The 12,255-nt window shown below is 66.7% G+C and carries 14 protein-coding genes; 4 read left to right on the plus strand and 10 right to left on the minus strand.

Features of this window, described 5'->3' with window-relative positions:
• The 3 genes from BMW75_RS02690 to BMW75_RS02700 form a co-directional block, all read right to left on the minus strand.
• Complete coding sequence (locus BMW75_RS02690; protein ID WP_092576421.1) at positions 1-666, minus strand: 3-oxoacid CoA-transferase subunit A; 666 nt, start codon at positions 664-666, stop codon at positions 1-3.
• Entirely contained in the window at positions 667-1,635 is a 969-nt protein-coding gene (locus tag BMW75_RS02695) for a Bug family tripartite tricarboxylate transporter substrate binding protein (RefSeq protein WP_092576424.1), read from the minus strand.
• Between the two features lie 125 nt (positions 1,636-1,760).
• Positions 1,761-2,663 carry an NAD(P)/FAD-dependent oxidoreductase gene (locus BMW75_RS02700; protein ID WP_092576426.1) on the minus strand — a complete coding sequence of 301 codons (903 nt, stop codon included), beginning with the start codon at positions 2,661-2,663 and terminating at the stop codon, positions 1,761-1,763.
• Positions 2,664-2,785: 122 nt separating this feature from the next.
• Here BMW75_RS02700 and folB point away from each other — a divergent pair, with 122 nt between their 5' ends.
• Together folB and ttcA are read left to right on the plus strand one after the other, a co-directional pair.
• Positions 2,786-3,145: a dihydroneopterin aldolase gene (gene folB, locus BMW75_RS02705; protein WP_008164827.1), complete on the plus strand. Its 360-nt coding sequence runs from the start codon at positions 2,786-2,788 to the stop codon at positions 3,143-3,145.
• Between the two features lie 2 nt (positions 3,146-3,147).
• A complete protein-coding gene (gene ttcA / locus BMW75_RS02710) occupies positions 3,148-4,116 on the plus strand; it encodes a tRNA 2-thiocytidine(32) synthetase TtcA (RefSeq protein ID WP_092576429.1) in 969 nt (322 codons plus the stop codon).
• An 84-nt stretch (positions 4,117-4,200) separates the two neighbouring features.
• Here the strand turns inward: ttcA and BMW75_RS02715 are convergent, their stop codons facing one another.
• The 7 genes from BMW75_RS02715 to apaG all read right to left on the minus strand — a co-directional run bounded on the left by BMW75_RS02715 (position 4,201) and on the right by apaG (position 10,444).
• Positions 4,201-4,752 (minus strand): hypothetical protein, encoded by a 552-nt coding sequence (locus BMW75_RS02715; protein ID WP_139208479.1) that lies wholly within the window; start codon positions 4,750-4,752, stop codon positions 4,201-4,203.
• Positions 4,715-5,248 (minus strand): hypothetical protein, encoded by a 534-nt coding sequence (locus BMW75_RS29000; RefSeq protein ID WP_139208481.1) that lies wholly within the window; start codon positions 5,246-5,248, stop codon positions 4,715-4,717. The genes BMW75_RS02715 and BMW75_RS29000 overlap by 38 nt, the downstream gene beginning before the upstream one ends.
• 345 nt (positions 5,249-5,593) lie before the next feature.
• On the minus strand, positions 5,594-6,553 hold the full coding sequence (locus BMW75_RS02720) for a D-2-hydroxyacid dehydrogenase family protein (RefSeq protein ID WP_092576434.1): 960 nt from the start codon (positions 6,551-6,553) through the stop codon (positions 5,594-5,596).
• A gap of 66 nt (positions 6,554-6,619) precedes the next feature.
• On the minus strand, positions 6,620-7,408 hold the full coding sequence (locus tag BMW75_RS02725) for a DsbC family protein (protein WP_092576437.1): 789 nt from the start codon (positions 7,406-7,408) through the stop codon (positions 6,620-6,622).
• A 136-nt stretch (positions 7,409-7,544) separates the two neighbouring features.
• Positions 7,545-8,714, minus strand: coding sequence for a UbiH/UbiF family hydroxylase (locus tag BMW75_RS02730; RefSeq protein WP_092576440.1), 1,170 nt, complete (start codon positions 8,712-8,714; stop codon positions 7,545-7,547).
• Complete coding sequence (locus tag BMW75_RS02735) at positions 8,711-10,015, minus strand: murein transglycosylase A (RefSeq protein WP_092576443.1); 1,305 nt, start codon at positions 10,013-10,015, stop codon at positions 8,711-8,713. The genes BMW75_RS02730 and BMW75_RS02735 overlap by 4 nt, the downstream gene beginning before the upstream one ends.
• A gap of 54 nt (positions 10,016-10,069) precedes the next feature.
• Positions 10,070-10,444 (minus strand): Co2+/Mg2+ efflux protein ApaG, encoded by a 375-nt coding sequence (gene apaG, locus BMW75_RS02740; RefSeq protein WP_076517538.1) that lies wholly within the window; start codon positions 10,442-10,444, stop codon positions 10,070-10,072.
• Positions 10,445-10,573: 129 nt separating this feature from the next.
• Between apaG and rpe the strand changes: the two genes are divergently transcribed.
• Together rpe and BMW75_RS02750 are read left to right on the plus strand one after the other, a co-directional pair.
• Entirely contained in the window at positions 10,574-11,302 is a 729-nt protein-coding gene (gene rpe / locus BMW75_RS02745) for a ribulose-phosphate 3-epimerase (RefSeq protein ID WP_076517540.1), read from the plus strand.
• 15 nt (positions 11,303-11,317) lie between these two features.
• Positions 11,318-12,025, plus strand: a complete 708-nt coding sequence (locus BMW75_RS02750; RefSeq protein WP_092576445.1) for a phosphoglycolate phosphatase — start codon at positions 11,318-11,320, stop codon at positions 12,023-12,025.
• Positions 12,026-12,255 lie beyond the last annotated feature (230 nt).

A 12,255-nucleotide genomic window follows, 5' to 3' on the forward strand; every position in this document is an offset into this window, starting at 1 on the left:
TCAGGCCTCCACGCGCACGACGGATTTCACGAAGATGCCCTGCGTCATGATCTGTTCCGGCACGAGGGAACCCAGCGGCACGATTTCGTCGACCTGCGCGATGGCGTGCCGGGCGGCCATGCACATCACGGGATTGAAGTTGCGCGCGGCGTGGCGGTACATCAGGTTGCCCCAGCGGTCGCCCAGGTGCGCCCGGATGAGGGCGTAGTCGCCGCGCAGGGGCTGCTCCAGTACGTAGCCGACGCCGTCGATGACTTCCTGCCGGCGGCCTTGCGCCAGTTCCGTGCCGTAGCCCGTGGGCGTGTAGAACGGGCCGAGTCCGGCGCCCGCGGCGCGCAGCCGCTCGGCCAGGGTGCCTTGCGGCACGCATTCCAGCTCGACCTCGCCGGCCCGGTAGGCGCGCGCGAAGGCCTCGGAGTTGGGCGGGCGCGGATGCGAGCAGATGATTTTTTTGACCTGCTTGCGTATCAGCAGCGCGGCGATGCCGCGTTCAAACGTGCCGGCGTTGTTGGAGATGATGGTGAGGTCGCGCCGGCCCAGATCGGCCAGGCATTGCAGCAATTCGTAGGGCACGCCCGCTTCGCCGAAGCCGCCCACCAGCACCGAGGCGCCGTCCGGAATGACTGCCACGGCCTGTGCCATGGACGCTTTAATCTTGTCGATCACTCATTGCTCCTGCGCGAGGCCCGCGGCGTCCACGATGCTTTTCCAGCGGCCGCGTTCCTGGTCGATGAAGGCCGCGAACTCCGCGGGCGTGTTGCCGCCGGCCTGGCCGCCCATGGCTCTGAAGCGTTCGCTGATTTCGGGACTGCGCACGACATCGCGCGTGGCGGCGTAGAGCGTGTCGATGACGTCGGGCGGCGTGCCGGCGGGCGCGACCAGTCCGAACCAGGCGGTGACGACCATGTCTTTCACGCCGGCTTCGGCCATGGTCGGCACGTCAGGCAGTTCCGCCAGGCGCTGGGCGCTGGTGACGGCCAGCGCGCGCAGCTTGCCGGACTGGATGTACGGCATGGAGCTGGGCAGGTTGTCGATCATGAACGTGAATTGCTGGCCCAGCAGCGCGGCGACGGCGGGACCGGCGCCCTTGTAGGCCACGTGGGTGCCGGGAATGCCGGCGCGCTGCTTGAACATTTCGGCGGACAGGTGCGGCGACTGGCCGGCGCCGGAGCTGCCGAACGACACCTTGGAGGGATCCTGCCGGATCTGCGCGAGCAGCTCCGCCACGCTGCGGGACGGCGAGGCCGCGTTCACGACGAGCACGTTGGGCACCGAGATCACCAGCGTCACCGGCGAGAAGTCGGCGGGCTTGTAGGGCAGCGTCTTGTACAGCGCGTAGTTGATGGCGTTGGGGCCGATGTTGCCCATCAGCAGCGTGTAGCCGTCGGGCCGGGCGCGCGCCAGCGCCTGCGCGCCGATGATGCCCGCGGCGCCCGCCCGGTTCTCCACGATGACCTGCTGGCCCAGCTTGGCGGACAGCTTGTCGGCGATGAGCCGCGCCGAGGTGTCGGTGGTGCCGCCGGGCGCGGCCGGGATGATGAGGGTGATGGGCCGTTCAGGCCAGGCCGCCTGGGCCGGATTCGCCATGGCGATCGCCACCGCGCCGGCTGCCAGCCAGCGATGCGCACACATCATGCTTGTCTCCCTGCGTGACCATTGATTGGTCAACTAATGCGCATGAGTGTGGGCGCGGCGCGGACAAATGCCTATTCTGGAATCCGGAGGTGTGGCTTCGCCTGGGCCGAAGATCAGCGCAAACCCTAGGCGCCCGCGCGCTCCCAGCGCCGCTGGATGGCCTTGGCCGCCACCACCCCGTCCGCCATGGACGTGACCACGCAGGGGTGCATGCGGTGCGCGACCTCGCCGATCGCGTAGATGTCCGGCACGCTGGTCTCGGCGGTGGCGAAGTCGGTGCGGATGTAGCCGCGCTCGTCGCGCGCCAGCCGCAGGTCGTCGGCGAACACGGCCTGCGGTTCCCAGCCGTAAAAGACCAGGATCAGGTCGTATTGCCTTCCGTCCACGCTGCGGGCAGCCGGGTCCACCTTGTAGGGGCCGATGTGCACGCCTTCGACGCCCGCGCGCGTGACCCACTGCTGCTGGGCCCGGACGCTGCGGGCGTAAAGATGGACGGTGCGCGCGCCCCGGTTGCGCACGTAGACATAGTTTTCGAAGGCGTTGTCGCCTCCGCCCAGCACGGCCACGGACAGGCCCGAATAGTCCTGCGCCACGATGGGCGAGCCCGGGCCGATCAGCACGCCGGGCCAGGACGAGCCGGCGGGGTGGTCGGGCAGGCCCTTCGCGCGCACGCCCGAGGCGATGACCAGGGTGCGCGCGCGGGCCAGGCTGGTTTGCCCGGCCGGACCCGCCAGCGTGGCCTCGATGCCGCCCTTGCAGGGCCGCACGCCGGTGACGCGGGTTTCCAGGCGCATGGGCACGTTGGCGGCGCGCACGCTGGTGTCGATGTTGGCCGCGACCTGCTGGCCCGTCACGCCGGGCAAGACGGCGATCCAGTCGTCGGCGAACGGATTGTCATTGCCCAGGCCGCCCAGGCGGGCGCTGGCCTCGACCAGCAGCGGGGACAGCCCCAGCCGGGCCAGCCACAGGGCGCAGGAGGCGCCGGCCGGGCCGCCGCCTACAATGACCGAATCGTGCATCTGTTGCATTTCACCCCTTATTGACAGCGCCGGCGCCTCGCGGGCGCCCGGACATGGCCGGATTGTAGCCAGCGCGCCCCCCTGTCCCGCCGCCGCCTTACAATTCCGGCTATTCCACCCAGGTTTTCATCATGCCCACTCGCCGCATCATTCTTTCCGGGCTTGCGCTCGACGCCCGCATCGGCATCCTCGAGCACGAGCGCCGCGCCACCCAGCCCCTGCATGTCGACGCCGACTTCGACGTGGACATCCAGCGCTCGGTCGACGACCACGACATCCACAGCGTGCTGGACTATCGCCGCCTGCGCGAGGCCATCGTCGAAGAATGCACGCAGGCGCACGTCAACCTGATCGAAACCCTGTCCGAACAGGTCGCCGCGCGCCTGCTGGCCGATTTCCAGGAAATCCGCGCGCTGCGCCTGCGCATCAGCAAGCCCATGGCCTTCTCCGACTGCGCCGCGGTGGGCGTGGAAATCCAGATCACCCGCTGACCATGAACGATATTGCTCCCCCCGGCGTGCAGTTCCGCACGCCCGCCGACGAAAAGGCGCGCTTTGAAGCCAACAAGCTGACCAAGCGCCTGGCGCGCGAGACCACGCGCGCCCTGTCCGACTACAACATGATCGAAGACGGCGACCGCGTGATGGTCTGCCTGTCGGGCGGCAAGGACTCGTATTCCATGCTGGACATCCTGCTCCAGCTCCAGAAGCGCGCGCCGTTCAAGTTCGAACTGATCGCCGTGAACCTGGACCAGAAGCAGCCGGGCTTTCCCGACCACATCCTGCCGCAGTACCTGAAGGAACTGGGCGTGCCGTTCCACATCGAGACGCAGGACACGTATTCGATCGTCACGCGCGTGCTGGAAGAAGGCAAGACCATGTGCTCGCTCTGTTCGCGGCTGCGCCGGGGCATCCTGTACCGCGTCGCATCCGAGCTGGGCGCCACCAAGATCGCGCTGGGCCACCACCGCGACGACATCCTGGCCACGTTCTTCCTGAACCTGTTCTACGGCGGCAAGGCCAAGGGCATGCCGCCCAAGCTGGTGTCCGACGACGGCCGCCACACCGTGATCCGCCCGCTGGCGTATATCCCCGAGACCGACCTGATCGCCTACTCGGAACTCAAGCAATTCCCCATCATTCCGTGCAACCTCTGCGGTTCGCAAGAGAACCTGAAGCGCAAGGAAGTGGGCCGCATGATCAAGGAATGGGACAAGCAGCACCCGGGCCGTTCCTGGAACGTGTTCAACGCGCTGTCGCGCGTGGTGCCCTCGCACCTGATGGACCGCGACCTGTTCGATTTCGTGGGCCTCAAGCCCACGGGCGTGCCGGACGCCAACGGCGACACGGCGTTCGACGCGGTCGATCCCGACGAGGATGCGGACGAGGCCTGCGGGGATACGCCGCAGGCAGCGGAGCCGGGCGGGATTGTGGAGAAGAAGGTGGTGTTTTCGCGCGGGTGATGGCGCTTGGTTGCAGGGTGTGAGCGGGCGCGTGCCCGCGCACACCGCATCTACAGCACCGCGACTGACCTTATCTCGTTTTCCTCAGGGCTGTATTCCATAGTCGAGCAGTGGTTGGCAGTCCCCGGCCACTTGCCGAGACTTCAAGAAATTGCCCAAACATGCGATGTTGGCCTGGACCAGCTTTTTTTCGTGCTCGGTCAAGGAATCCAGCACGTCATCCGCCGCCATGACGGACTGATATTGCAGCAGGGCGAAATTCATATCGCCCTCGATCCCGAGGCTTGTCGCCCCCTTCCTGGCTCGAATCTCGCCCAACATCCGCAGGATTGCTGTCACGTACTCGGTCAAAACCTGCGGAGTGGGGTAGCGAATGGCGCTCTCGCCAAACGATTTTGCGGCGGCTGACCAATCATTCCTGCTTTTGTATTTCTGGCCCTCGTCGTAGGCAAAGGCCGCCCCCTTCGCGTCGACGCCCCCCGGATTCTCCCGCAGCCATTGGGAGACAGCTTGGGGGTCGGACAACTGTCTTTGCGTCAAAACCGCTGGCGGCACAGGTTCGGCTTCCGCGCATCCAATCAAGGCCACGAGCGCACCGCTAATCAACCACAGCAACCGTGCCGACCGATTTTCCATCGTTGCCTCTGCAAAGGATTAGATGACGATAGAGTTCTGTCCATCGATTTGCGTCAACTGTAATGCAACCTGCGCTGACCGCACCCGGGTGCAAGTAGCGGTCGTTGTTATTGGCTACGGCATTGCCTCTTCCCAAGTAAAACCAGCTTTTGGAAAATTCGGACCGGCTCATGTAATGCGCCCCGCCGGTATGCGGAAAATCGGGAATCTGGATCGGATGCGTGCCCAATGGGACTGCGTTGAGCGACGAGGTAATCGCCCTGATTTGATGGCCTGACCAAGAAAGCAGCTCACGGCTCAAGCTGAAGGACAGCCTCGCCTCAGGCTTGTATCCCGGATTGCCGAATTTGAGATATCCGCCGACAACCGAACATCGCTTTCCTGCATGCACGCCCTCATGCACGGTAAAAAAGTCTCGTCCGCCCGCAGATCGTTCGTGCTGTACCCGAATGAACTCGGGCAACGATATTTGTGTGCCTGACGGTTCCAATTTCACCCTGAGCCATCCGGATGTTCCGTTGGCTATATATCCAAGCTGAGACATCGAGCGCCTTTATCTGCTTAATTGATTGACCGTCCAACAGTCGTTCCGAATAGGTGGCGCCCGAAATGTTCTTACTTCTCCTGATGCCACATCGATGGACTGTATATGGCTGCTCAAAAAAGGATATAGGCCCAGTCCTATGTGGGAGAGAAAGCAGGCTTTAATCGCGCATTGATCAATTCGCGATGGCGTGCCCTAGGACAATTTTCGAATTCTTTCTGGCCGGGGACCATACCTGCCCCCGGCGCCGCATCTTGCGCCGCCGTCAGGTGCCGACGACGGCAACCCAGGGCACGCTTACGCCGCGTTCAGCACCCGGATCGGCTTGCCCGCTGCCCACGCCTTCACGGCTTCCAGGCAGTTCTGGTAGAAGGCTTCGAAGTTCTCGCGGCTGACGTAGCCCAGGTGCGGGGTCAGGATCACGTTGTCCAGGTCGCGCACGCTATCGGTCGGGGACAGCGGTTCTTCGGGAAACACGTCCAGGCCGGCGCCGGCGATGCGAAATTTCACCAAGGCGTCCATCAGGGCTTCCTGGTCGACCAGGCCGGCGCGCGAGGTGTTGACGAGGTAGGCGGTGGGTTTCATCGCGGCCAGGGCGGTGGCGTCCACGACGTGGCGGCTGCGGTCGGACAGGATCAGGTGCAGGCTCACGACGTCGGACGTGGAGAAGAGTTCGTGCTTGTCCACGCGGGTGACGCCGGCGGCCTGCGCGCGCTCGTCGGTCAGGTTGGGGCTCCAGGCCACCACGTCCATGCCGAAGGCCAGGCCCACCTTGGCCACTGCGGCGCCCAGCTTGCCCAGGCCGACCACGCCCAGGCGCTTGCCCGCCAGCGGTTCGGGCATGGCCGTCTGCCACATGCCGCGGCGCATGGCCGCGTCTTCGGCGGGCAGATGCTTGAAGAGGCCCAGGATATGCGCCCAGGCCAGCTCGGCCGTGGCGGTGTTGGCGTCGGCGCTGCCCGGCGCGCCGGAGACGACGATGCCCTGCTCGGCGCAGGCCTGCAAATCGATCGCGTTGTTGCGCATGCCGGTGGTGACCAGCAGGCGCAGCTTGGGCAAGGCGCGGATGCGCGACGCGGGGAACGGCGTGCGCTCGCGCATGGCGACGATCACGTCGAAGGATTCAAGCGTGGTCTCGACCTGATCGTCGGGAATGAAGTTGTTGAAGATCTGGACCTCGGCGTCACCGCCCAGAGAGGTCCAATCCGCATAGCGCCGGGCTACGTCGTGGTAATCGTCGAGTATTGCGATTTTCAAGTCTGGTCTCCGGGTGGGGTGGCGCGTGTTGCGCCACCCCACCCGGGCCGGCGCAACGTGCGCCGGTCAGTTCAAACGGGCCTTGAGCTGGTCCAGCGGCAGCGCGCCGCTGATGCGCGAACCGTCGGCAAAGAACAGCGTCGGGGTGCCGCGCACCATCAGTTGCTGGCCCAGCGCCAGCAGCTTGTCTTCGGGCACCTCGCAATCGGCGGCGGGCGGCGTCTTGCCGCGCAGCATCCAGTCGTCCCAGGTCTTGCCCTGGTCCTTGGCGCACCACACGTTGCGCACCTTGACCTTGGAATCGGGCGACAGGATGGGATAGAGGAAGGTGTAGACCGTGAGGTTGTCCACGCCCTCGAGCGTCTTGCGCAACTGTTTGCAATAGCCGCAATTGGGGTCTTCGAAGATCGCGACCTTGCGCGAGCCGTCGCCCTTGACCTGCTTGATCGCCAGATCCAGCGGCAACTGGTCGAATGTGACGGCGCTGAGCTTTTCCTGGGATTCGCGGGTGACGTCGCGGCGCGTCATGGCGTCGATCAGCGGACCTTCCATGACCCACGTGACGCCCTCGTCCGTGTAGATCAGGTCCATGCCGAGCTGCACTTCGAAGAGGCCATAAGGGGTGCGGCGCACGGTCGTGACGTTCATGCCGGAAAAGCGCTGCTGGAAGCGTTCTTTCACGGCAGCCGACTGCGGGTCGAGCTCGGTGGTGGAGACGCTTTTCTCGCCCTTGGCCGGCTGTCCCACGGACTGCGTGGAGACGGACTTGCCGTCCTGGGCCTGGGCGGAAGCGGACAGGCCGATGCCCGCCGCCAGGAAACAAGCCGCCAGGGTGGGGGAAATGCGGAATTTCATCGGTGCTCCTGTACGTGTCTTCGTGTGCTCAGCCGGACAGCGTAACCGATCCGGCAGGCGCGGCCCCGGCGCAAGGCCAGGGTCCGATAGCTATCAGACGTCCGCGCGCCAGCGCGGGTTCCGCCGGCCTGCTGGTTCAGTTGGCGGACGCCCCGGCAATCAGGCGGCGCTTAACCAGCGGCGCCCGGTCGACCCAATGCATGCCGGCATTGCGCAGCCAGACCAGCGGGGTCGCCCTGGAGGCGAACAGCTTGTGCAGGCCGTCCGTGGCCAGCCGCATGGCGAGGACCGGCTCGGCCCGCGCGCGCTGGTAGCGGTGCAGCACGCGCAGGTCGCCCGCCTGGCGGAACGGCTCGCGCCCCGCGACGATGCGGGCCAGCGCCTCGACGTCGCCCAGGCCGAGGTTCAGGCCCTGCCCCGCCAGCGGGTGCAGGCGATGCGCCGCGTCGCCGGCAAGCGCGATGCCGGGCGCCACCATCTGGGCGCGTTCCAGCGTAAGGGGGAACCCATGCAGCTTGCTGCGGACCTTCAGCCGGCCCAGCCGGCCTTCGGCGGCCTCGGCGAGCAGGGCCTCCAGCCGCGCGGCCTGGGCGTCCGGCGGCAAGTCCAGCAAGGGCTGGGCGAGGTCGCTGCGCATAGACCAGACCATGGAGACCTGCGGGCCGTCCGCGGTGTCGGGCAGCGGCAGCAGGGCCAGCACGCCGTCGTCGCGGAACCATTGGAACGCGGTGCCGTGGTGCGGCAGTTCCGCGTCCAGGTGCACCACCAGGCCGGTGTCGCCGTAGGATTCGGCTTCGTGCTTCAGGCCCGCGGCGGCGCGCAGCGGCGAGGCGGCGCCGTCGGCGCCCACGAAGAGCTCGGCCTGGATGCGCGCGCCGCTGTCGGTGTCGACCGCGCCATCCCGGTAGCCCGTGCAGCGGTCTTCCAGCCAGGCGATGCCGAACATGCGCACGGCCTGGATCAACACACGCTCGATCTCGCCGGACTCGACGATCCAGGCCAGTTGCGGCAGCGCCGCCTGCCAGGCGTTCAGGTTCACCTGGCCATCGGCGTCGCCGTGGATTTCCATGGCCTGCACGGGCATGAGGCGGGACGCGGGCATGGCGTCCCACACGCCCAGCTCGGCCAGGAAACGCTGGCTGGCGGGCGAGATGGCGTAGACGCGCGGGTGATAGCGGTCGGGGTCGGCAGGCGGCACGGCGGCGCGCGGCGCCAGCACGGCCACGCGCTGGCCGCGGCGGGCGAGCGCGAGGGCGGTGGACAGGCCGACGATGCCGGCCCCGCAAACGACGATCTGATGGCTCATCTTGCTGAAGGCTCCCCGGCCTGTTTGGGCCACAGCAGCCACATCTGGCCGCGTTGCTTCATGCGGCCGGCCTGCTGGCCGGCTTCTTCGCCGTACCCCCAGTAGAAGTCGGCGCGCGCCGCGCCCCGGATGGCCGTTCCCGTGTCCTGGGCGAAGACCAGGCGCTGCAGGGGCCGGTCGGAGGCCGGATAGGTGGTGGACAGGAACAGCGGCGTGCCCAGCGGCACGAAGGTCGCGTCCACCGCCACCGAGCGCCGCGGCGCCAGCGGAATGGCGTAGGCGCCCTTGGGGCCCTGTTCGGGGTCGATGACGGCTTCTTCGCGGAAGAACACCACGGCCGGGTTGGCATTGAGCATTTCAGGCACGCGCTTGGGATTGCGCTGCGCCCAGGCGCGGATGTTCTGCATGGACGCCTGGTCGGCGGTGAGCTCGCCGCGGTCGATCAGCCAGCGGCCGATGGACACGTAGGGCTGGCCGTTGTGGTCGGCATACGCGACGCGGATGGTCTTGCCGGCATCGGGGCCGTCGGTCAGCAGCACGCGCCCCGAGCCCTGCACCTGCAGGAAGAAGTTGTCCACGGGATCGTCCACCCAGACCACGACGGGCGGACGGCGGCCCGACGAGGATTCGATGGCGGCGCGCGTGTCATAGGGCACGACGCGCTTGCCGTCCAGCTTGCCGCGCACGCGCTTGCCCGCCAGATCGGGGTAGACCGAGCCCAGGTCGATGGTCAGGAGGTCGGCGGGCACCGCATACAGCGGCCATTGGTAGACGCCGCCCTGCCGGCGCGAACCCCGCACCAGCGGCTCGTAGTAACCCGTCACCGTATTGGTCGCGGGCTTGCCGTCGGCCGCGTTCAGGCGCCAGGGTTGCAGGTAGGTCTGCAGGAAGCGGCGCACGCCTTCGCCGTCGCCGGCGGCCGGCGCGCGGGCCGGATCGGCGGCGGCGGCGCACACCGGTTGCCATGCGCGCGGCGTGGCCCGCGCGGGGGCCGCCAGGTTGCCGCTGGTCGGCCGCATCAGGCCCTTGCAGTTGCGCAGGAAAAGGGGCCAGAACTGCGACAGGTCGTCGGCGCTCCAGCCGGGCAGTTCGGACCAGTTGGCGGGCTTGAGCTTGCCGGCCAGCGCGCGCGGCGCGGAGTCGGGTAGCGCGGACAGCGACGGCACCACGAGCGGGCCGTCGGCCGCCGGGGCGCGCACGCCGGGCGTACCCGGCAGGCCGGCATCAGGGGGAATATCCGAAGGGGTGGAACATGCCGCCAGCAGGACCGACAGCACGGACAGGCTAAGAATGCGCTTCATGAGCAGGGGGAAAAACGCAGAGGGAAAAACGTGCAACGGATAGCCTGACCATGCTCAGTGCAGCGTGCGCGGCATGGCCAGGACGAATTCGGAGATCGGGACTTCGAACGGGATGCCGTTCTCGCCGACGCAGTGATAGATGCCGCGCATCGTGCCCACCGGCGTGGGCAGGGGACAGCCGCTGGTGTATTCGAAGGTCTCGCCCGGGGCCAGCAGGGGCTGCTGTCCCACGATGCCCAGGCCGCGCACTTCCTGCACGCGCTGGTTGCCGTCGGTGATGATCCAGTGCCGGCTGATCACCTGGGCGGGATGTTCGCCGGTATTGGTGATGCGGACGGTGTAGGCGAACACGAATTGCTGTTCGCCTGGGTTGGACTGTTCTGGCACGAAGCGCGGAGAGACAGAGACGCTCAGGTCGTAAGGTTTCACAGTCCTTCCCTGTGTGGCTGCACGCAGGCGGCCGGATGCCGGCGCCGACGCTTGAAAAGACGAAGAATTCTGGCGCGTCACACCGGGACGTTCCCGATACCCCGCCTCAAACTGCAATAATGGCACATTATGCCCTTCCCGACCCCGAACATCATGTCCAAGCAAACGGCCTCCACCCGCATTACTCCCAGCATCCTGTCGGCTGACTTCGCCCGGCTGGGCGAGGAAGTCCGCAATGTCGTCGCCGCGGGCGCCGACTGGATTCACGTGGACGTGATGGACAACCACTATGTCCCCAACCTGACCATCGGCCCGATGGTGTGCGCGGCGATCCGCCCCCACGTGCAGGTGCCCATCGACGTGCACCTGATGGTCGAGCCCGTGGATGCGCTGGTGCCGCAGTTCGCCAAGGCCGGCGCCGACTACATCAGCTTTCACCCCGACGCGAGCGCGCACGTGGACCGCACGCTGTCCCTCATCCGCGAAAACGGCTGCAAGGCGGGCCTGGTGTTCAACCCGGCCACCCCGCTGTCCTACATGGACTACGTGATGGACAAGATCGACCTGGTCCTCATCATGTCGGTGAACCCGGGCTTCGGCGGCCAGAGCTTCATCCCCGCCGCGCTCACCAAGCTGCGCGAGGCGCGCGCCCGCATCGACGCCTGGATGCAGGCCGGCGGCCAGGAGATCGTTCTGCAGGTGGACGGCGGCGTCAAGATCGACAACATCGCCGAGATCCGCGCTGCCGGGGCGGACACCTTTGTGGCGGGTTCCGCCATCTTCGGCAAGCCGGACTACGCCGGCATCATCAAGGCCATGCGCGAGCAGATCGCCATCGGCGAAACCACCGCCGTCTAAGCCCAAGGAATCGACATGACCGCTTTTCGCGCCGCGCTGCTGGACCTTGACGGCACCCTGCTCGACTCCATTCCCGAACTGGCCTTTGCCGCCAACGCCATGCGCGTCGAGCTGGGCATGATCTCGCTGCGCGAGGACGTGGTGGCCACGTTCGTGGGCAAGGGGGTGGACAACCTGGTGCGCCGCAGCCTGGCCGGCTCGCTGGACGCCGCCGACCCGTCGCCCGAGGATTTCGCGCGGGCCCGCGAAGCCTTCTACCGCCATTACCACCTGGTCAACGGCGAACGCGCGCAGGTCTATCCCGGCGTCATCGACGGCCTGAAGCGCATGCGCGACCTGGGGCTGAAGCTGGCGGTGGTCACCAACAAGCCCACGGAATTCACCCTGCCGCTGCTGCAGCGCACGGGCCTGGCGGGCTTTTTCGAGGCCGTGGTCTGCGGCGACACCTGCGAGCGCCGCAAGCCCGATCCCGACCAGGTCCACCATGCCTGCGACCTGCTGGGCGTGGCCGTCGGCGAGGCCGTGACCATCGGCGATTCCATCAACGACGCGCAGGCCGGCCGCAGCGCCGGCACGCAGGTGCTGGTGGTGCCTTACGGCTACAACGAAGGACGTGACGTGCGCGAGCTGGATGTCGATGGTATAGTTGACACGCTTGTTGACGCCGCCCAGTGGGTTGCGCTCTGGAATCAAAACCAGAACGCGGCGAAAGTACCGGCCTGAAAAACCCGTACCCGCCTGAAAACCCGGGACTGAACGGCGCAAAAAACGAATACCGCAAATCTAGCGAATACCCATCAATGAACGTTTCCATCCAGAACCAAATGCTCGGCGCCTCGTGGCGTTGGTGGCGTTTGTCTTCCGGGTGGCGATGATTCCCTTCCCGGCCCTAGACGCAACCTTGCCGCCTAGCGCCGATTCTGTGTAAACAGAGCCAAACCCGGAACCAGTTA

Source organism: Achromobacter sp. NFACC18-2, from assembly GCF_900108985.1.
Lineage (GTDB): Bacteria > Pseudomonadota > Gammaproteobacteria > Burkholderiales > Burkholderiaceae_B > Achromobacter.

Excerpts from the sequence above, each read along its gene's own strand:
- BMW75_RS02695 (WP_092576424.1), bottom strand. The coding sequence starts at position 1,635 with ATGATGTGTGCGCATCGCTGGCTGGCAGCCGGCGCGGTGGCGATCGCC.
- BMW75_RS02700 (WP_092576426.1), bottom strand. The coding sequence starts at position 2,663 with ATGCAACAGATGCACGATTCGGTCATTGTAGGCGGCGGCCCGGCCGGC.
- folB (WP_008164827.1), top strand. The coding sequence starts at position 2,786 with ATGCCCACTCGCCGCATCATTCTTTCCGGGCTTGCGCTCGACGCCCGC.
- ttcA (WP_092576429.1), top strand. The coding sequence starts at position 3,148 with ATGAACGATATTGCTCCCCCCGGCGTGCAGTTCCGCACGCCCGCCGAC.
- BMW75_RS02715 (WP_139208479.1), bottom strand. The coding sequence starts at position 4,752 with ATGGAAAATCGGTCGGCACGGTTGCTGTGGTTGATTAGCGGTGCGCTC.
- BMW75_RS02725 (WP_092576437.1), bottom strand. The coding sequence starts at position 7,408 with ATGAAATTCCGCATTTCCCCCACCCTGGCGGCTTGTTTCCTGGCGGCG.
- BMW75_RS02730 (WP_092576440.1), bottom strand. The coding sequence starts at position 8,714 with ATGAGCCATCAGATCGTCGTTTGCGGGGCCGGCATCGTCGGCCTGTCC.
- BMW75_RS02735 (WP_092576443.1), bottom strand. The coding sequence starts at position 10,015 with ATGAAGCGCATTCTTAGCCTGTCCGTGCTGTCGGTCCTGCTGGCGGCA.
- rpe (WP_076517540.1), top strand. The coding sequence starts at position 10,574 with ATGCCCTTCCCGACCCCGAACATCATGTCCAAGCAAACGGCCTCCACC.
- BMW75_RS02750 (WP_092576445.1), top strand. The coding sequence starts at position 11,318 with ATGACCGCTTTTCGCGCCGCGCTGCTGGACCTTGACGGCACCCTGCTC.